The following is a 19,305-nucleotide window of genomic DNA, read 5'->3' as shown; positions in this document are numbered from 1 at the left end:
ACCCGCCGCCCGTTTCGCCTGCAATCATGGCAGCGTCACGTCATTGCGCAAGCGGTGAATTAGGGGGGGCCTAAAGCGCGTCGCTAGCGACGCACTTTAGGCTTTTGTTTTATGCATGTCGTTTTCTCAAAACCGGGGCCACTTTTGAGCGACATGCATCAGGATTCAAGCACGTCCTTGACGACAGTGGCCAGTTGCTTGAGCGAGAACGGCTTCGGCAGGAAGCCGAATTGCGCATCGGGCGGCAGGTTCCGGGCGAAAGCGTCCTCGGCATAGCCCGAAACGAAGACGAACTTGATGTCGGGCTGGCGCTTGCGCAATTCGCCAAGCAGCGTCGGCCCGTCCATTTCCGGCATCACCACGTCGGACACGACGATATCGACCTTACCGCCGAGCGCTTCGAAGACTTCCAGCGCCTCAACGCCCGAGGACGCCTCGTGCACGGTGTAGCCGCGCGAGGTCAGCGCCCGCGAGCCGCCCATGCGCACGGCATCCTCGTCCTCGACCAGGAGCACCGTCGCGGAGCCCGACAGGTCCTTGGCGGTGTCGGCAGTTTTCACCGGGGCCGCCGGAGCTTCGCCGGCCGCGCCCGGCTTCTTCACTTCCGCGATATGGCGCGGCAGGAAGATACGGAAGGTCGAGCCCTTGCCGACTTCGGAATCACAGTAGATGAAGCCGCCGGTCTGCTTGATGATGCCGTAGACCATCGACAGGCCAAGGCCGGTGCCCTTGCCGACTTCCTTGGTGGTGAAGAAGGGTTCAAAAATCTTCTTCAGGACGTCCGGCGCGATGCCGGAGCCGCTGTCCTCGACCTCGACCACGACATAGTCGGCCGGCGTGAGTTCGCGGTAGGAGAAGCTCTTGCATTCCTCGGCCGTCACGTTCCGGGTGCGCACGGTGAGGTCGCCGCCGGTCGGCATGGCGTCGCGCGCGTTCACTGCCAGATTGACCACCACTTGCTCGAACTGGCCGATGTCGACCTTGACTGGCCACAGATCGCGGCCGTGGTCGACCTTCAGCTTGATGTCGTTGCCGACCAGGCGGGCAAGCAGCATCCTGAGATCGGCAAGCACGTCGGTGAGGTTCAGCACTTCCGGCCGCAACGTCTGCTTGCGCGAGAAGGCGAGCAGCTGCCGCACCAGCGAGGCCGCCCGGTTGGCATTCTGCTTGATGTTCATGATGTCGGGGAAGGACGGGTCCGACGGGCGGTGATTGGTCAGCAAAAGGTCCGACGCCATGATGATGGCGGTCAGCACATTGTTGAAGTCGTGGGCGATGCCGCCGGCGAGCTGGCCGACCGCCTGCATCTTCTGGCTTTGCGCCATCTGGCCCTCGAGCGCTTTCTGCTCCGTGGTGTCGACGGCATAGACGATGGCCGATTCTTCCGCCCCTTCGCCGCCGGTGCCGTCGGCGACCGCGTTGACGTAGAAGCGGATGTGGCGCTCCTCGTTGCCGGGCAGCAGCGTGTCGATCGGCTCGATGTCGGCCTGCCTCAGCCGCGCCTTCTCGAAGGCGGCGGCAAAGGCCGGACGGTCGCGCTCGTGGATGACCGTATCCAGCCGCACGCGGCGGTCGACGGCATCGCGATCGACGACGGAGGAAAACAGCGACAGGAACGGCGCGTTGGTGCGCAGGATGCGGCCGCTGGCGTCGACGCCGGCAATCGCCATCGGCGTCGAGTTGAAGAAGCGGGTGAACCGCACTTCCGACGCCCGAAGGTCGGCGGATGCGTCCTCCCCTTGCGTGCGGTTGAGCACGATCGTGCGGGTCGGACCGTTCGTCCCCTCGCGGCTGGCCGAGACGCGGTGCATGAAGCGCACCGGCAGCGCCTCGCCGGTCGTCGTCGTCAGATCGAGATCGATGACGGCGTTGCGGGTGGTGCCGGGATCAGCCTTGACCGAGCGCACCAGCGCCATGCCGTCGCCGGCGACGATTTCCTGCAGCGTGACCGCGCCAGGCGTGAAGCTCGCCAGATCAATGCCCAGCCATTCGGCGAGTGTGGCGTTGATGTAAGTGACGCGGCCCTCCTGGTCGGCCGAGAAGAAACCGGCCGGCGCGTGGTCGAGGTGATCGATGGCCTTCTGCAGGTCGAGGAAGAAACGCTCCTGCTCGGCCCGTTCCTGCGAGATATCGGCAAGTTGCCAGGCGAGCATGGGCAGACGCTGGCCGGGAACGCTGAAGGTGCGGGCCCGCGCCCGGTACCAGCGTGCGCCTGGTTCGGCGCCGGGCCGGATCGACTGCGCCAGCCGGAATTCGCCGTCGCCAGCCTGGCCGTCGCGCAGACCCGAGGCCAGCCGGTATATGGTCACCGAAGCTTCGGGAACATCGGAAAGCAGGCCTTCGACCGTCTTCAGATCGGTTGCCGACGCAGCACCGGTCATCTCGGCATAGGCGCGGTTGGCGTAGACAACGCGGCCCTTGGTGTCGGTGACGATCAGGCCCTGCGACATCGAATCGACGAAGGCCTTCGACAGTTCGTCGCCGGTCGAACGCGGCGCGATCTGCACGAAGCCGATGGCCGTGGCGAACAGGAAGCCGACGCCGATCATGGCAAGCACGCCCAGCATGCCGAGCAGGAAGGGATCGCCGAGCCGTTCGCGGAAAAGGCCGAAAACGACCGCGGCGCCGGTCAGGACGATGATGAAGACGATGAGCCGGGTAACCGCGCCCGGCCGCGTATTCTGGTCGACGATCGGTACCGGATAGAAATCGCCGCGCGTTTCCCTGGCCATATGCCCCCTGCTCGTGAATTCCTGATATCCGACACCTGCCCCTGGGCCGGTTGAATCACATTCTCCTAGTCCGGAAAAGGCCCCGACGGCAAATGTCCGATAAAAATGACGTGCTGGTGTTTCAAGCTGTTCATGAAGCGTGAAAGGCAACTTGCGGTCGCCGGTCGCAACGGTCTAGTGTCGCGTCCACTTCAAAAGCAGATTTGGGGGCACCGATGCAGTGGCTGGATAGCGTGGCGGGTCCTGGATATGCCGCGGCGCTGCTGTGGACGTTTGCCGCCCTTGTCCTGCTGGTCATCGTGCTCGTCATCATCAGGCTGGTCCGCAACCTGACCTTCGGCACCTTCGTTGCCGGCGGCAGGAACCGCAAGACACGGCTGGCGGTCATGGACGCCACGGCGGTCGACAGCCACCGCCGGCTGGTGCTCATCCGTCGCGACGATATTGAACACCTGATTTTGATCGGCGGCCCGACCGACGTTGTCGTCGAGCGCGACATCCGGCTGGCAGCGCCACGCCGTCCGGCATTGACCGGTGATGGCGGCGGTGGTGGCCAGCAGCAACAGGCGCCACGACCGCGCGCGGCGCAACCCGCGCCCGTCGCACCCGCAAGGCAGGCGCCACCACCGCAACCGGTAAGGGCTGCTCCGGCCTCCGTTGTGCCACGCCAGCCCGCGCCGGCGCCACAACCAGCCCAAATCTACCAGGCAAGCAATGTGACACCGCTGCCGGCCTATGGCTCCGCCGCCAATACCGCCAGGCAGGCCCCGCCGCCACCGAAGCGCGAGTCCATCGACGACACGCTGATGCGGGAGCTCGAGGTCTCTCTCGACGATTCGTATGCCAGCAAGCCGACGGCGAAACCGCCGCAGTCTCTCGACGACGAGATGACCAAGCTGCTCGGCGAACTCGCCAGCCAGAAACGATAGCGGGAATCGAAATGGCCGATGGCCTGGAACGTTTCACCGTTTCACTGAAACGACGAACTGTCCTGTCTCTTGATTTTGCACTGGCGAGATGATTTCGCGCCTGTTTGCTGGATCGGTATCCAATACAGAATCGAATTGACATTCCAATTTGACGTTCAGAGATGAGCGTTTGCCACGAGCCCAAAAACAAAAATGGCCAGGAAACCCGGCCATTTTCAGATTTCTGCTCTGCAGTTGCGGCTCAATCGTCGCGATAAACTTTCTCGCGGCGCTCGTGGCGCTCCTGCGCTTCGATCGACAGGGTCGCGATCGGGCGCGCGTCGAGACGCTTCAGCGCAATCGGCTCTCCGGTTTCTTCGCAATAGCCGTAAGTGCCTTCATCGATGCGCTGCAGCGCCGAATCGATCTTGGAAATGAGCTTGCGCTGGCGGTCGCGGGCGCGAAGTTCGATGGCGCGGTCGGTTTCCGAAGAAGCCCGATCGGCGAGATCGGGGTGGTTGGCGTTTTCCTGCTGCAGGATTTCGAGAGTTTCGCGCGCTTCGCGCAGTATGTCGTTCTTCCAAGTGACGAGCTTCAGGCGAAAGTAGGATTTCTGCCGTTCGTTCATGAACGGCTCGTCTTCGGAGGGTACGTAATCGGCGGTAGAGATATCGTTCATTCGACTCACCCAACAACCCCAAATTTCGCGCCTATATATTCGCGCAGAGAAGGCTGCACAAGCGTAATCGGCGCGCGCTTCACGCAATTGTTAATGCCGTGGGGGCAAAGCCTTCCACAGCAAGGGCGCGGGCGAATTCGCACATGATTCGTTGTGCTTGGGTGCCGCCGCCCATTGTGCGGCAGGCCTTTCTCGTGGCTAATCCAATCGTGTCATTTGATGGGCAGCACACCATGGGGGTCCGGTGAGCAGACTGTATCTGTTGCGGCATGCCAAGGCTGGATGGGCCCTGCCCGGCGTGCGCGACTTCGACCGCCCGCTCGACGCATCCGGCATTGCCGATGCCGAAATGATGGGGACGGCCATGCGTGCCCGCAACTACATTCCCGATATCACACTCTGTTCCAACGCCAAGCGGGCGCGCCAGACGCTGGAGGGCATCGCCGGCCACACCGATACCGGCCGGGTGCTGTTTTTCGACACGCTCTACAGTGAGGATGCCGCCGGCTACCTTGCCATCATCCGCGGCAATGGCGGGCCGGGCTCGCTGCTGGTCATCGGCCACAATCCGATGACGGAAGACCTTGCCATGGCGGTTTCGGGCGACGGCGACGAGGCGGCGCGGGCCATCATGAACCATGGTTTCCCGACCTCGGGCCTCGCTGTCGTGCGCTTCAGCGGCAATCTTGCCGAGGCCGCGCAAGGTGCGGGCTATCTCGAAGCCTTCCTGACGCCCGCCGATCTCTGAGCACAGCCGGCCATCCCCGGGCGCCATTTCAAATGGCTGATGCAAAGCCTATATCGGGGCGGACCGAGGCCCGAGAGAACAGATTTTGGCATCATCGCTGACCACATTCACCGACGAAGCGAGAATTGCCCTGGATACGCTGTCGGGGCGGGCAAGCGGTCTTTTCTCGCCGTCGCTGAGGCTCGGCGTCACCGGCCTGTCCCGCGCCGGCAAGACGGTGTTCATCTCGGCTCTCGTCCACAATCTGATCCATGGTGGACGCCTGCCGCTGTTCGAGGCGCAGAAATCTGGACGCATTGCGCGCGCCTTCCTCGAGGAACAGCCGGATGACGCGGTGCCGCGTTTTCAGTATGAGGATCACATCGCAGCCTTGGTAAACGACCGCATCTGGCCGGACTCGACGCGCGCCATCTCCGAACTCAGGCTCACCATCGAATACGAATCGGCCTCCGGCTGGAACCGGATGTTTTCCAGCGGCCGGTTGTCTGTCGACATCGTCGACTACCCCGGCGAATGGCTGCTCGACCTGCCGCTGCTCGGCAAATCCTTCGCCGATTTCTCGCGCGAAGCCTTCGAGATGGCGATGCTGCCGGTGAGGGTCGACCTGTCGCAGGACTGGCGGGCGCTGGCGGCGACGATCGACCCCAATGCCGACGCCGACGAGATGATGGCGCGCCGGCTGGCCGAGAGCTTTGCCGCCTATCTCAAGGCCTGCAAGCTCGACGAGCGAGCGCTGTCGACCTTGCCGCCCGGCCGTTTCCTGATGCCTGGCGACCTCGAGGGGTCGCCGGCGTTGACCTTTGCGCCCCTGCTGCTCAAAGGCGAGAGGCGGCCGCGCCCCGGCTCGTTGCAGGCGATGATGGAGCGGCGCTACGAGGCTTACAAGACGCATGTGGTGAAGCCGTTTTTTCGCGAACACATTACCCGCCTCGACCGTCAGATCGTGCTGATCGACGCCATGCAGGCGCTGAATGCCGGCCCCGGCGCGATGGCCGACCTCGAGCGCGCGGTGACCGAGATCCTGTCCTGTTTCCGTCCGGGTCGGGGCAATTTCCTCACCGACCTGTTTTCACGCCGCATCGACCGCATTCTGGTCGCCGCGACCAAGGCCGACCATCTGCATCACGAAAGCCATGACCGGCTGCAGGCGATCGTGCGGCGGCTTGCCGACCGGGCCGTGGCGCGGGCGAATTTCACTGGCGCCGATGTCGACGTGGTCGCCATGGCGGCTGTGCGCGCGACACGCGAAGGCACGGTCAAGCAGGGCCGTGAAACGCTGCCGGTGATCATCGGTACGCCGCTGAAGGGTGAGAAGATCAATGGCGAAACCTTCGATGGCAAAACCGAAACCGCTATATTTCCCGGAGACTTGCCGGAGAAAATTGATGCAGTGTTCGACGTGTCCGAAGCCGGCCACCGGCAAAGCAGCGACGATCCGGCGATCCGTTTCGTGCGCTTTCGTCCGCCAAAGCTCGAACGCACCGCCGAGGGCGTCACGCTGTCGCTGCCGCATATCAGGCTCGACCGCGCCTTGCAGTTCCTGATCGGAGACCATCTGGCATGACCGCGCCCCGCAGACCGGCAGCATTCCGCATCGAGCCGGAGGCCGAACCGAAGCAGGCGCGCAGCCATGCCGAGCCGCCGCCGACGCGCAAGCCGCGCGCCGTCGTCGTGCCGGCAGAGATCGACGTCTTCGACGAACCCGACATCATTGCTGCCGAACCGCCGCCGGCGACCGCGCCGCGCAAGCGCTCGCTGTTTGCCAGCCTGTTTTTCGGCGCGGTCGGCGTGCTGGTTTCGCTGGCCGTCGGCCTGTGGACCGACCAGCTCATTCGCGAACTTTTCGAGCGCGCAGAGTGGCTGGGCTGGCTGGCGGCCGGAATGGCTACAATCGCCGTGCTGGCGCTTGCGGTCGTGCTGGTGCGCGAATTCCTGGCTATTGCCCGGCTGGCCGAGGTCGAAAAACTGCAGAAGCGGGCTCTCGATGCCGTCGCGCGCGACGATCCGAAGGCTGCAAGGGCCGTCGTAGACGAGCTCTCGGCCTTTGTCGCGGCGAAGCCCGAAACCGCGGCAGGCAGGCGCTCGCTCAGCCAATTGCGCGGCGAAATCATCGATGGAGGCAATCTGGTGCGGCTGGCCGAAACCGAGATTCTCGGGCCGCTCGACGCCAGGGCAAAGGTGATGATCCTGGAAGCGGCCAAGCGCGTGTCGCTGGTGACAGCGGTCAGCCCGCGTGCGCTCGTAGATGTTGCCTATGTCGTGTTCGAGGCCGGACGTCTGATCCGCCGCCTGTCCGAGCTTTACGGCGGTCGGCCCGGCACGCTGGGCTTTTTCCGGCTGGCGCGCAGCGTTCTCGCCCATCTGGCGGTGACCGGCTCGATCGCCGTCGGCGACAGCTTTGTCCAGCAGATCGTCGGCCACGGCCTTGCCGCGCGGCTTTCGGCGAAACTCGGCGAAGGCGTTGTCAACGGCATGATGACGGCGCGCATCGGCATCGCTGCCATGGAGACGGCGCGGCCGCTGCCCTTCATCGCCGCCAGGCGGCCAGGCATGGGCGATTTCCTGTCGGCGCTGACTTCGTTTGCGACCAAAAAAGAGAGTGAAACACCCGCCTCGGCCAAGTGAACATCCTCTCGCGGTCACCAAGCATTAACCAATCTTCTTCATGGTCGTCCAACAACAGCCTCCTTGTTGCCGGGTGTCGTCTATGAAAAGCGTAATCTTGTCCTGCGTCCTGCCCTTGGTCGCGCTTGCAGCACCTTTGGGCCTGGCCGGGAAAGCCTCTTCAGCCGAACCCGACAAGCAGTTCTTCCGCACCGTCGAAGGCAAATGGGTCGGCCCGGGCGAGATCGTCGCCGGCAAGTACAAGGGTACGAAATTCACCTGCAGCTTCGACGGCTCGACGCCTGACAACAAGATGGGCATGTCGCTCGACGGCGACTGCCGGGTCGGTGTGTTCACGCAGAAAATGTCGGCGACCGTCGAGCGCAAGGGACGCGACTACAAGGGCAACTTCATGGGCGGCGCCGCAGGCTCCGGCCTCGACATCATCGGCGGCAATGTCGTGGATGCCCGCAAGGTGGTCTTCACCATCAACCGCAACCAGTTGCGCGGTGTCATGCAGGCCCGCATCCCCGACGACAATTCGATGACGGTTACCATTGCCGTGCGCGTCGACCAGCAGCTGGTGCCGGTCATCGGCATGAGCCTCAAGCGCGTCGATGCGGTCGAAGTCGGCTCCATCGCGAAGAACTGAAGACCGGTCCTAAACGTAAAAAAAGGCGGCAGCCAATGGCCACCGCCTCCTTTCAAAGCAACCAGATCAGCGCTTCGCTCAGCCCTTGATGGCGGCAAGCACGTCGTCGTAAGCCTTGCAGGCCTCGGCCGCCGTGGTGGCGCCGGAATATTTGGTGGTGACCGCCTGGACCTTGGCGGTGAGATCGGCCGCCTTGGACGGATCCTTGGTGATCGCCTCCTGCAGGGCGGTCGTCACATCCTGAGCCTTCTTGGTCAGCATTTCGGTCGTGCATTCTGGCGCCTTGGAACAGGCCGATGCGGCAAGCATGGCGACACCCACGCCAACAAGCAAAAACTTCTTCATGTCAGTCATCTCCTCAAAAAGGCAGAACTTGATCGTCGCTGCCTTCCAACGGCCGAAGCCGAGCGTCCCTTAGCCGCCGATTGCGGCAAAACGCAACGCGCGCACCGCATAAACTTGTGTAACGCGGCTGCAACATCGCGGCGGCCCGGAGTCAGGCCGCCGCGTCTGTTGAAGCAGGGTTCAACTGCGAGGCTGTAGCAGCGCCAGCACAGCTGTCGATGCGGCAAGGACGGCGGTCAGGGTCAAAGGTGCCGTGGCACCGTAGTTGTCCACGACATAGCCACCGACAACCGCGCCGATCGTGATGGCAATTTGGAAAGAGACGACCATCAGGCTGCCCGCCGCTTCCAGCGCATCAGGTGCCGCACGCGACAGATTGGTCGGCAGCACCACCGGCCCCATGCCGAAGGCGAGGCCCCAAAGCGTTACGAAGCCGAAGGCAGCGCCGATGTGCACGCCCCAAAGCACCAAAGCGAGCGCCGCAAACGCCATCAACGCGGCAGTCACCACGAGAGCCATGCGGATATTGGCGTCGGCCAAGCGGCCGCCGGCAATATTGCCGACCACAGCGGCGATGCCAAATCCGAGCAGAGCCAGGGCAATTGGCCCGGTTGCAAGGAGCGTCACGTGTTCGAGGAAGGGACGCACATAGACCGAGCCGGCGAAATGCCCGGTCATCAGCAAGACAATGGCAAGCATGCCGAGTTGAATGCCGCGCCGCCGTGTCAGCCGAAATACGTCGGCAAGGCTGTTGCTTGCTGCTGCAGGCAAGGTCGGCAGGCTAAGCAACTGCAGCAGCATGGCAATCACGGCCAGCCCCGCTGTCATAGCCATGGCGCTGCGCCACCCCAGCCAGTCGCTGATCAACGCACCCATCGACGGCGCGGCAATGGTGGCGAGCGAGACGCCGAGAGTGACGATAGCCATGCCTCGACCTGTCGCATTGGCGCCAACCAGCCTCGCCACGACGGCAACCGAAAGTGCCCAGAAAGCGCTGAGAGCGATCCCCAGCCCGGCCCTGCCTAGCAACAGCAGCCAGAAGTTGGGCGCCAGCGCTGCAAGAATATTGGAGGCGACCGCCAGGGCCATGAGGCCAACCAGCACCGCCTTGCGGTTCAATCGGCCGATGAGAACATTGCTCAACATGGCCGTCACGGCGCCGACCGAAGCGGTGGCGGTGACGACCTGTCCGGCCGTTCCCTCGCTGATGCCGAGATCGCGTGCCATTGGCGTCAACAGACCTGCCGGCAGGAATTCGGCTGACACCAGGGCAAAGCTGGTGGCCGCCAATGAAATGACCGCGAACCAGGTGGCTGCGCTCCACGCGGCTGGTCCATCCGCATCAAGGCCAATCGCGGCGTCTTCAAGCTCTAATGTTGTGTCAGTCACGGAAAGATCTCCAAAGTTTGGAGATCTTCATAGACGAGTCCTGCCGGATGATATGTACCTTAAAATCCGAAATTCATATCTATTCGTCCGGGAATTGTGCGACGCACAACGCCCGGCGAGACATTGGTGATGCGCTTAAACGCACGAGCGAAGGATGCCTCGGAATCATAGCCCAAACGGGTAGCGACTTCGGCAACCGACAAGCCGTTTTGCCCCAGCAACTCGCGGGCGAGCTGCATACGTAGACGGGCGAGATAGCGTGCAGCACCCTCGCCTAATACAGCGCTGAAGCGCTCGGCGAAAATCGAGCGCGATTGGCCTGCCACGCCGGCCAGGCTTCCCAGCGTCCAGTTATGGCCGGGATCCCGGTGCATGGCTGCCAGAGCGCGGCCAATATGGGGGTCGCGGATGGCTGCGAGCCAACCGGTGGTCGACGCCCCATTGCAATTGACCCAGCAGCGGATAAGCCGTGCAGTCAGCAAGTCCGCCATACGCGACAAGATGGTGGCGCTGCCCATCTGCGGTTGCGCGGCCTCCACCGTCATGGCCGCCAGCAAAGGACCGACGACGGGGTCATTGCCGGCCACGTCGCAACCCTTGATGATAGGCGGCATCAACGTGATCAATGGGTTGAGCGCACAGGAGCCCAAGGCCATCGAGCCGCAGAAAAGGGTGCTTGTCGCGCCCGTTCCCTGCCTTACCACTTCGCAGACGTTGCCCCCCAACTTGATCACCTGGCAACCCTCGAGCGAGTCGCCGGCAACATCCGGCGCACTCGCCAGCCGGTGGGCGGTGCCTTGCGGCAGCAGCACCAGATCGCCATCGCGCAACTCCTGCCAGCCTTGGGCTTCGGTATGAATCCAACATGGACCCTGGCCGACAAAGTGAAACCGAAGCAGCGGTTGTTGCGGAAAGTCTATGCTCCATGGATGTCGGAGCTCGCAGCGGCCATAGTTGACGCCACTCAAGCGAAAGTCTTGCAAAACTTCGCTGAGGGCATCCATCGGGATGTGTGGCGGTGAAGACGTCCGGGACGAATGGTCAGGCATTTGGCAGATATAGATGCCGAACGTCCGGTGGGCAAGCGCGGACCGTTGTTCCACCGAGGGAATCGCTGCCACGGCACCCTACCCGTCTTGGCAGGCTTCCCGCCCTTGCCTCCCGCTCCCAGTGCATGCAAGGAGTGCTGCGAGACAGAGGGACAAGAGGCATGGCAGCGGAAGCATCGGGCAGCGATCTCATTCAGGTGGTGGCGCTGCTTGCCGCAGGCGTCGTCGCCGTTCCGATCTTCAAACGCATGGGGCTGGGCTCGATCCTCGGCTATCTCGCCGCCGGCGTGGCTATCGGCCCGTTCGGCATACGCATCTTTTCCGAATCGGAAGCCATCCTGCATGTCGCCGAACTCGGCGTCGTCATGTTCCTGTTCATCATCGGGCTGGAAATGCAGCCGTCGCGGCTGTGGGGCCTGCGGCGCGAAATTTTTGGACTCGGCGCCCTGCAGGTCGGCGTTTGCGCGGTGCTTCTGACCCTCGTTGGATTAGCGGGCGGCTTTCCGATCGCGCAATCCTTCGTCGCCGGCGCCGGCTTCGTGCTGACCTCGACGGCGATCGTCATGCAATTGCTGGAAGAGCGCGGCGAGATGGCCAGCCCGAAGGGCCAGCGCATCGTGTCCATCCTGCTGCTCGAGGATCTGGCGATCGTGCCGCTTCTGGCGCTGGTCGCCTTCCTGGCGCCGGGCGGTGCCGAGATGACCCTGCAGCAAAGGCTGACGGAGGTCGGCATCGGCCTTGGCGCCATTGTCGGGCTGGTGGTCGCCGGCCGCTATCTGCTCAATCCGTTCTTCCGCATCCTGGCCGACGCCAAGGCGCGCGAAGTGATGACGGCGGCGGCGCTTCTGGTCGTGCTGGGGTCGGCGCTTGTCATGCAGCTGTCCGGCCTGTCGATGGCGATGGGCGCGTTCCTCGCCGGGGTGCTTCTGTCCGAATCGACCTTCCGCCACCAGCTGGAAGCCGACATCGAACCGTTCCGCGGCGTCCTGCTCGGCCTGTTCTTCCTCGCCGTCGGCATGTCGCTCGACCTGCATGTGGTGGTCGACAACTGGCGGCTCGTCGCCATCTATGTCGTCGCCTACATGGTGATGAAAGCGCTCGGCATCTACCTTGTCGCCCGCGTGCTGAAGAGCGGTCACCGCGAAGCGCTGGAGCGCGCCGTGTTCATGGCGCAGGGCGGCGAATTCGCCTTCGTGCTCTATTCGGCGGCAGCGGCAGTCGGCATCATCGACAGCCGGGCCAACGCCACGCTCACCGCAATCATCATCATCTCCATGGTGCTGACGCCGCTGGCGATCATTGCGCTCAAATATCTGACGCCGCGCGACGAGCAGTCGCTGGAAGGCGTCGACGTCGCCGAGGGGCTGACCGGCAGTGTTCTGGTCATCGGCTTCGGCCGCTTCGGCCAGATCGCCAGCCAGCCGCTTTTGTTGCGCGGGATCGACGTGTCGATCATCGACAATGATGTCGAAATGATCCAGGCGGCCGCCGATTTCGGCTTCAAGGTCTATTATGGCGACGGCACGCGGCTCGACATTTTGCGCGCCGCCGGTGCTGGCCGCGCGCGTGCCGTGCTGATTTGCGTCGACAAGGCGGACGCTGCCGTTCGCATTGCCGAACTGGTCAAGGCGGAGTTCCCGCTGCTGACCGTTCTGGCGCGCGCCTACGATCGCGGCACCGCGCTGTCGCTCATTCGCGTCGGCGTGGATTTCCAGCTGCGCGAAACCTTCGAATCGGCTCTCGTCTTCGGCGGCTCGGCGCTTGAAGCGCTTGGCGTCGAACCGGACGACGTCGCCGACGTCATCGAGGATGTTCGGCGCCGCGACAACGACCGCTTCGAGACGCAGCTGGCTGAAGGCATACGGGCTGGCCGGCGCTTCCTCAGGGGCAATATCGGCACGCCTATACCGACGCCGCTCGCCCCGCCGCGTCGACCCGGCCAAGCGCTGAATGAAGAAACCGCCGGTGTGTTGAACAAATCCGAACCCGCCCAGCCAGAGGAAGGCAGATGACCGCATTGGATGAGCGCGCACTCGCCGTCACAAAATTCTGGCGCGAGGCAGGCGAGGATGCGTGGTTCGAAAAGAACGACGCTTTCGACGCGGATTTTCGCAGCCGGTTCCTCGACCTGCATTATGCGGCCGCGCGGCGCGAGTGCGATGCCTGGTCGGAGCATGCCGAGGGTTCGCTGGCGCTGATGATCCTGCTCGACCAGTTTCCGCGCAACTGCTTTCGCGGCAGCGGCCACATGTACGCCACCGATCCGCTGGCAAGGCATTTTGCCGCCGGGGCGATCGCCGCCGGCCATGACCTGGCGCTGGAAGAGGACCTGCGCGTCTTCCTGTATTTGCCCTACGAACATTCGGAATCGCCCGCTGATCAGGACAGATCGGTCGAGCTCACCACCGCCAGCGCGCCGGAGTATATAAAATACGCGGTCGAGCACCGCGACATCATCGAGCGCTTCGGCCGCTTTCCGCATCGAAACAAGATGCTTGGCCGCGAGACGTCGGCGCACGAACAGGCCTTTCTCGACGGCGGCGGCTTCTCCGGTTAGCTCAGCCACCAGTCGCGGCCGGACGACAGCCGCTCAATCCCTGAAGTATCGACAGCGCTGAGCCGCTTGCTCACGCTGCGGCCGCCAACTGCCAGCTCCGGCGCGATCTCGGCCAGGGGCGCCAGGACGAAGGCGCGCTCCAGCATCCGGGGATGCGGCACTTCCAGTCCGGTTTCGTGGATGATGCGGTCGCCGAACACCAATATGTCGATGTCGATCAGGCGCGGCCCCCAGCGCTCCTCGCGCACCCGCTTCAGCTTGCGCTCGGCCTCGAGGCAGAGGTCGAGCAGCGCCCTTGGCGCCAGCGCGGTCGAGATTTCGGCCGCCGCGTTGAGAAAATCCGGCTGGTCGAGCTTGCCCCAGGGCTGCGTGCGGTAGAGCGAGGAGACGGCGATGACGCGCGTGCTCTCGTCGGCATCCAGCAAGCGCAGCGCCGTGGCCATCGAGGCCGCCGGATCGCCGAGATTCCCGCCAAGGCTGAGATAGACCGTGTTATTCGGGCCAGACAACGGTCACCTCGACATAATCGAGCACGCCGGGCACCGGCGCGTTCGGCTTGCGCACGGTGATCTCGGCCTTCCTGATCTGCGGAAACCGCGCCGTCAGCGCCTTCGCCACTTCGAGCGCCAGCGCCTCGATCAGGAAACGGCGATGTCCCGTGACGATCTTTTCAATCACCGTGAAGGCGATGCCGTAATTGACGGTGTCCTCGATGGAATCATCCTCCAGCGGACGGCTGGGCTCGACCGTCAACTCGGCATCGACATAGAAACGCTGGCCAAGCGCCTCCTCCTCGTCCAGCACGCCGTGCCGGGCAAAGAAGGCGCAGTTCTTCATACGGATGACATACATTTCTTAGCGTCCTGGCTTTTCGCGCGCCAGCATAGCATCGGCGACGGCCAGCGCGTCCACGTTGATTGCGACATCGTGGACGCGAAACAGATCGGCGCCCTTGAGCCTGAGGATAACGCTGGTGGCTGCCGTCCCTGCGCCGCGCTCAGCGGCGTCGCGGCCGGTTACGGTGCCGATGAAGCGTTTTCTGGAAGTACCGGCCATCAGTGGAAAGCCCAGCGCCTTCAATTCGGAAAACCGCGTCATCAGATCGAGGTTTTCCTCCGCGGTCTCCTTGGCGAAGCCGAAGCCGGCATCGAGCACGATCTGATCGTCCTTGACGCCGCTGCGCCTAGCAATCTCCAGCGATGTTTTAAGGAAGAAAAACTGGTCGTCGATGACATCGGGCAGCTTTTGCCGCTCGCGCCCGGTATGCATGATGACCAGCCCGGCGCTGGTCTCGGCGGCGACGCGGGCAATGCCCGGTTCGCGCTGCAGGCCCCAGACATCGTTGACGACATGCGCACCAGCAGCGACGGCCAGCCGCGCGGTTTGCTCGCGATAGGTGTCGACCGAAATCAGCGCTTCACCAGAGCCGGCGAGCGCGGCGATGACCGGCAATATGCGGTCCTGCTCTTCCACCGGGGTGACGGGAGAGGCACCGGGGCGCGTCGATTCCCCGCCGATGTCGATGACGGCAGCGCCCTCTTCCACCATTCGGCGCGCCTGCGCCACCGCCTGTTCAGCGGTGACAAACTGCCCGCCATCCGAAAAGCTGTCCGGCGTGACGTTGAGGATACCGACGACAATGGCCTTCTCGCCAAGGTCGAGATGGCGCCCATGCGCCAGTTGCCATCGCCTTGTCGTCATTGTCCTTCAACCATGTGGCTCATCGCGCGCTTGCAATCCATCAACGATGCGTGATCGGTGGAAGATCAATTCCGTTGCGCCGGCAAGGGCCGTAAAGCAAGGTGAGTGAAGAGGCAACATGATGAAGCGACCCCTGCTCTGCGCCCTGATGCTGGCTTTGACCGCTTTGCCGGCGGGCGCGGCCAATCTGGTAAAGACCTACAGCTATTTTGCCATCGGCGGCAGCACGCTCGATGACATCGAGACGCAGTTGTCGAAGCACGGACCCGAGGTGAAAAGCACCGGGATGCGGCATCCGGGCGCCACCCAGATGGCGTTCACCACCCGCATCAGCTACGCGCAAACCGCTGATTCCTGCCGGATCGCCAAGGCCGCCGTCACCGTCAAGGTCAAGGTCATCCTTCCGGAATGGCGCCGGCCGCGCAAGGCCGATTCCGATGTCAGGCTGTTCTGGGATACACTGTCGGCCGACATCAAGCGCCACGAGGAGCGCCATGTCGAGATTGCCAAGAACCACGGTCGTCAGCTTGAGGACGCGCTGAACGCCAGCTTCCCGCAAAAGACCTGCGCCGAAGCAAAGGCGAAGGCGGCGCAGATTACTGCAGCCGAGCTCGCCAGGCACGACCAGGACCAGTTGCGCTTCGACCGCGTCGAAGGCGTCAACTTCGAAAGCCGCATTCTGCGGCTGCTGCGCTACCGCATGCAGCGCGTCGAGAACGGCCAGCTTCCACCGGGCTGAAACACAGGACTGATACCAAGCCAATCCCGCCGAAACATGAGGCCAGCCCCGGAAATTTTTCGGGCAAGGGTCGAAATCGGCCTATACGGGACGACATATGTCAGGCTCGCAAGGCGCGAGCTTTGAAACGCGAGATCAAGATCAATTGAGCGGCGGATAGCGGAGCGGCCATTTGGTGCCGTGCAAGCGCTCGCAGGCATTTTGGATGAACTGATATGGACCAGGCTGTCGACAAGCCGGCTATGGTGGCGCCCGCCGCGCCGCTGACGGAAAGCGAGAAGAACGTCATCATCGCAGGCATCCTGCTGTCGATGCTCCTGGCGGCGCTCGACCAGACCATCGTCGCGCCGGCCATGCCGACCATCGGCCGTTCGCTCGGCCACGCCGACTATCTGCCGTGGATCGTGACCGGTTATCTCCTGACGGCGACCGCCATGGCGCCGCTCTACGGCAAGATCTCCGACGTCCATGGCCGCCGGCCGACGGTCTATGCGGCGATCCTGATCTTCCTCGCGGGATCGCTGGTCAGCGCCATGGCCCCCAACATGTTCGTGCTGGTCATCGGCCGGGCGATCCAGGGTGCGGGCGGCGGTGGCCTGTTCGCCTTGGCGCAGATCGTTATCGGCGACCTGGTGCCGCCGCGCGAGCGGGCGCGTTATGCCGCCTGGATTTCGGGCACATGGGCAGTCGCCAGCATCGCCGGACCGTTGCTCGGCGGCGGATTTGCCGAACATCTGCACTGGTCGCTGATCTTCTGGATCAACATCCCGCTTGGCCTGGTGGCCATGGCGATCATCAACAAGCCGCTGCGAAAGCTGCCGGTCGCCGCAAAGCGGCATCGCATCGACGCCCTGGGTGCGCTGCTTCTGGTGGTGGCGACGGCATTACTTCTTCTGGCGCTCAACTGGGGCGGCAGCGCCTATCCATGGGCCTCGCGCGAAATCCTCGGCCTGCTCGCCTGTTCGGCGGCCTTCTGGGGCGCCTTCGCGCTGCGGCTGATGCGTGCGGCCGAGCCGCTGATCTCGCTTGAAGTGCTGAGCAATCCGATCGTGCTTGCCGGCACGGCGTCAATGTTCCTGCTGCAGGCCGCCAATATCGGCCTGTCCGTGTACCTGCCGGTCTATCTGCAGTCGATCATCGGCCTCTCGGTCAGCCAGTCGGGTATCGCCATGCTCGGCCTGCTGCTCGGCACGGTGGCCGGCGCAACGTTCAGCGGCCGCACGATACCGCGCTTCTTCCACTACAAGCGCATCGCCATGGTCGGCGTTGTCTTCGCCATTATCTGTCTCGGCGTACTCAGCCTGGTCGCCGGCCGCGCCTCGCTGCTGGTGGTCGAGCTTTTGACCATCTGCATTGGGCTGGGAAGCGGCACCACCTTCCCGGTCGCCACCGTGTCGGTGCAGAACGCTGTCGACCGCGCGCATCTCGGCGTCGCCACCGGCGTGCTGACCTTCCTGCGTTCGCTGGGCAGCGCGCTCGGCGTCGCCATGCTTGGCGCCGTGGCGCTCGGCTATGGCCTGCCGCTTGCCGGCGAAGGCGCGCCGGCTGCCGGACAGATCGTCTCGGCGACACCGTTCATGATGATCTTCCTTGCAGCAGCCATCACGCTCGTCCTGTCGCTGATCACGCTGGCGCTGATGCCGGAGAAGTCGTTGCGTGGCCGCGACGAGACCGAGGCGGCAGTCCTTGTGGAGTGAACCTCGGCTCGGCAGAGGTTTACCTACGCCACCACGCCGAGCTTCTTCTGCAGGCTGGTTGAGGAGGTGGTGTACTGGAAGACGATGCGCTCGCCGGGGCTGATGATGCGCTTGGCCGCCTGCGCCATCAGCGCCACCTCGTGAAAACCCGACAGGATAAGCTTCAGCTTGCCGGGGTACCAGTTGATGTCGCCGACGGCGAAGATACCTGATACCGAGGTTTGGAATTTCTCGGTATCGACCGGAATCAGGTTCTCGTGAAGATTGAGCCCCCATTCGGCGATCGGGCCGAGCTTCATGGTCAGGCCGAAGAACGGCAGCATGCGGGTGCAGGGCACCTCGATGTCGCCGTCAGGCCCGCCCTTGATGGTCGCGGACGCCAGCTGGCCGTCAGCGCCGGTCAGGCCGCTCACCTGGCCGACGCGGAACTCCAGCTGCTTCATCTCCTGCATGGCGTACATCTTGTTGACGCTGTCGGGTGCCGCCCTGAATTCCGGCCGCCGGTGGACCAGCGTGACGCTTTTCGCCACCGGCTGCAGGTTCAGCGTCCAGTCGAGCGCGGAATCGCCGCCGCCGACGATGACGAGATCGTGGCCGCGGAACTCCTCCATGCGGCGCACAGAATAGAAGACGCTTTTGCCCTCATAGGCCTCGATGCCGGGAATGGGCGGCCGCTTGGGCTGGAACGAGCCGCCACCGGCGGCGATAACCACCACCTTGGTCTCGAACACCTCGTTCTCGTCGGTGGTGACCCGAAATGAGCCGTCGTCGAGCTTCTCCAGGCTGGAGACCATGCGGTTGAAACTGAAATCGGGCTTGAACGGATGGATCTGCTCAAGCAGCTTGTCGACCAGGCCTTGCGCCGAGATCGAGGGCCAGCCCGGAATGTCGTAGATCGGCTTTTCCGGATAGAGCTCGGCACATTGGCCGCCGGGCCGGTCGAGAATGTCGATCAGATGGCACTTCATGTCGAAGAGGCCAAGTTCGAACACGGCGAACAGGCCAACCGGCCCTGCTCCGACAATGAGTGCGTCGGTCTTGATTACATCGGTCATGCCAGGCGAGCCTCATTGCCAAAACTGGGGCGAGACTGCATGAGCATTGGCCCGCTGCCAAGCGGCGGCGGCAAAAATCCGAAAGAAGTTGGTTCAGCCCTGGCGGGCGGGCACGCGCACGACGAGGCCGTCAAGCGAGTCGCGCACCTTGATCTGGCAGGACAGCCGCGAGTTCGGCTGGACGTCATAGGCGAAGTCCAGCATATCCTCTTCCATCGCCTCCGGCTCGCCGACTTCGGCCGTCCAGGCTTCGTCGACATAGACATGGCAGGTTGCGCAGGCGCAGGCGCCGCCGCATTCGGCCTCGATGCCCGGCACCGCATTGCGGATCGCATTCTCCATAACGGTCGAGCCGTTTTCGGCCTCGACATCGAAAGGAGTGCCGTCATGGGCGATGAAGGTCAGCTTGGTCATTTGTCACCTGAAGGGAGTCTCAGCCGAGATAATCAC

General features: G+C 63.7%; 19 protein-coding genes. 9 read left to right on the top strand and 10 right to left on the bottom strand.

Annotated features, from left to right (window positions below; all coding sequences use genetic code 11):
- Positions 1-158: 158 nt before the first annotated feature.
- Positions 159-2,732 carry a cell cycle histidine kinase CckA gene (gene cckA, locus AC1D1B_RS17620; protein ID WP_477333734.1) on the bottom strand — a complete coding sequence of 858 codons (2,574 nt, stop codon included), beginning with the start codon at positions 2,730-2,732 and terminating at the stop codon, positions 159-161.
- 215 nt (positions 2,733-2,947) lie between these two features.
- Between cckA and AC1D1B_RS17615 the strand changes: the two genes are divergently transcribed.
- A complete protein-coding gene (locus AC1D1B_RS17615) occupies positions 2,948-3,661 on the top strand; it encodes a hypothetical protein (protein ID WP_477333733.1) in 714 nt (237 codons plus the stop codon).
- 241 nt (positions 3,662-3,902) lie between these two features.
- On the opposite strand, the gene dksA is transcribed toward AC1D1B_RS17615, so the two are convergent.
- Positions 3,903-4,319 (bottom strand): RNA polymerase-binding protein DksA, encoded by a 417-nt coding sequence (gene dksA / locus AC1D1B_RS17610; RefSeq protein ID WP_112395407.1) that lies wholly within the window; start codon positions 4,317-4,319, stop codon positions 3,903-3,905.
- A gap of 244 nt (positions 4,320-4,563) precedes the next feature.
- On the opposite strand from dksA, the gene AC1D1B_RS17605 reads away from it, so the two are divergent.
- The 4 genes from AC1D1B_RS17605 (at position 4,564) to AC1D1B_RS17590 (ending at position 8,323) form a co-directional block, all read left to right on the top strand.
- Positions 4,564-5,067, top strand: a complete 504-nt coding sequence (locus tag AC1D1B_RS17605; protein WP_477333732.1) for a SixA phosphatase family protein — start codon at positions 4,564-4,566, stop codon at positions 5,065-5,067.
- Between the two features lie 85 nt (positions 5,068-5,152).
- Positions 5,153-6,631, top strand: coding sequence for a YcjX family GTP-binding protein (locus AC1D1B_RS17600; RefSeq protein ID WP_477333731.1), 1,479 nt, complete (start codon positions 5,153-5,155; stop codon positions 6,629-6,631).
- Positions 6,628-7,692, top strand: a complete 1,065-nt coding sequence (locus tag AC1D1B_RS17595; RefSeq protein WP_477333730.1) for a YcjF family protein — start codon at positions 6,628-6,630, stop codon at positions 7,690-7,692. Before AC1D1B_RS17600 ends, AC1D1B_RS17595 begins: the two co-directional genes overlap by 4 nt.
- 82 nt (positions 7,693-7,774) lie before the next feature.
- Positions 7,775-8,323: a hypothetical protein gene (locus AC1D1B_RS17590; RefSeq protein ID WP_477333729.1), complete on the top strand. Its 549-nt coding sequence runs from the start codon at positions 7,775-7,777 to the stop codon at positions 8,321-8,323.
- 78 nt (positions 8,324-8,401) lie between these two features.
- Here AC1D1B_RS17590 and AC1D1B_RS17585 read toward each other — a convergent pair whose 3' ends face one another.
- The 3 genes from AC1D1B_RS17585 to AC1D1B_RS17575 all read right to left on the bottom strand — a co-directional run bounded on the left by AC1D1B_RS17585 (position 8,402) and on the right by AC1D1B_RS17575 (position 11,106).
- Entirely contained in the window at positions 8,402-8,668 is a 267-nt protein-coding gene (locus tag AC1D1B_RS17585) for a hypothetical protein (protein WP_477268654.1), read from the bottom strand.
- 180 nt (positions 8,669-8,848) lie between these two features.
- Positions 8,849-10,057, bottom strand: coding sequence for an MFS transporter (locus AC1D1B_RS17580; protein ID WP_477333728.1), 1,209 nt, complete (start codon positions 10,055-10,057; stop codon positions 8,849-8,851).
- Positions 10,058-10,116: 59 nt separating this feature from the next.
- Positions 10,117-11,106: an AraC family transcriptional regulator gene (locus AC1D1B_RS17575; protein WP_477333916.1), complete on the bottom strand. Its 990-nt coding sequence runs from the start codon at positions 11,104-11,106 to the stop codon at positions 10,117-10,119.
- A gap of 161 nt (positions 11,107-11,267) precedes the next feature.
- On the opposite strand from AC1D1B_RS17575, the gene AC1D1B_RS17570 reads away from it, so the two are divergent.
- Entirely contained in the window at positions 11,268-13,118 is a 1,851-nt protein-coding gene (locus AC1D1B_RS17570; protein WP_477333727.1) for a monovalent cation:proton antiporter-2 (CPA2) family protein, read from the top strand.
- Entirely contained in the window at positions 13,115-13,663 is a 549-nt protein-coding gene (locus AC1D1B_RS17565; RefSeq protein WP_477333726.1) for a DUF924 family protein, read from the top strand. Before AC1D1B_RS17570 ends, AC1D1B_RS17565 begins: the two co-directional genes overlap by 4 nt.
- On the opposite strand, the gene folK is transcribed toward AC1D1B_RS17565, so the two are convergent.
- The 3 genes from folK to folP are packed head-to-tail and all read right to left on the bottom strand — an operon-like array spanning position 13,660 to position 15,364.
- Positions 13,660-14,172 (bottom strand): 2-amino-4-hydroxy-6-hydroxymethyldihydropteridine diphosphokinase, encoded by a 513-nt coding sequence (gene folK / locus AC1D1B_RS17560; protein WP_477333725.1) that lies wholly within the window; start codon positions 14,170-14,172, stop codon positions 13,660-13,662. The two genes, AC1D1B_RS17565 and folK, sit on opposite strands and share 4 nt — an antisense overlap.
- Positions 14,156-14,515 carry a dihydroneopterin aldolase gene (folB, locus tag AC1D1B_RS17555; protein ID WP_112395424.1) on the bottom strand — a complete coding sequence of 120 codons (360 nt, stop codon included), beginning with the start codon at positions 14,513-14,515 and terminating at the stop codon, positions 14,156-14,158. Before folB ends, folK begins: the two co-directional genes overlap by 17 nt.
- A gap of 3 nt (positions 14,516-14,518) precedes the next feature.
- Entirely contained in the window at positions 14,519-15,364 is an 846-nt protein-coding gene (gene folP, locus AC1D1B_RS17550; protein WP_477333724.1) for a dihydropteroate synthase, read from the bottom strand.
- Between the two features lie 118 nt (positions 15,365-15,482).
- On the opposite strand from folP, the gene AC1D1B_RS17545 reads away from it, so the two are divergent.
- On the top strand, positions 15,483-16,103 hold the full coding sequence (locus tag AC1D1B_RS17545; RefSeq protein WP_477333723.1) for a DUF922 domain-containing Zn-dependent protease: 621 nt from the start codon (positions 15,483-15,485) through the stop codon (positions 16,101-16,103).
- Between the two features lie 215 nt (positions 16,104-16,318).
- Complete coding sequence (locus tag AC1D1B_RS17540) at positions 16,319-17,800, top strand: MDR family MFS transporter (protein WP_477333722.1); 1,482 nt, start codon at positions 16,319-16,321, stop codon at positions 17,798-17,800.
- 23 nt (positions 17,801-17,823) lie between these two features.
- On the opposite strand, the gene AC1D1B_RS17535 is transcribed toward AC1D1B_RS17540, so the two are convergent.
- Together AC1D1B_RS17535 and AC1D1B_RS17530 are read right to left on the bottom strand one after the other, a co-directional pair.
- Positions 17,824-18,855 (bottom strand): NAD(P)/FAD-dependent oxidoreductase, encoded by a 1,032-nt coding sequence (locus AC1D1B_RS17535; RefSeq protein WP_181057163.1) that lies wholly within the window; start codon positions 18,853-18,855, stop codon positions 17,824-17,826.
- A gap of 93 nt (positions 18,856-18,948) precedes the next feature.
- Positions 18,949-19,269 (bottom strand): 2Fe-2S iron-sulfur cluster-binding protein, encoded by a 321-nt coding sequence (locus AC1D1B_RS17530; RefSeq protein WP_477333721.1) that lies wholly within the window; start codon positions 19,267-19,269, stop codon positions 18,949-18,951.
- Between the last annotated feature and the right edge of the window lie 36 nt (positions 19,270-19,305).

The sequence above is a fragment of the Mesorhizobium sp. P2_C5_2 genome (genome assembly GCF_056404535.1).
This window is presented reverse-complemented; position numbering and strand designations above follow the sequence as displayed.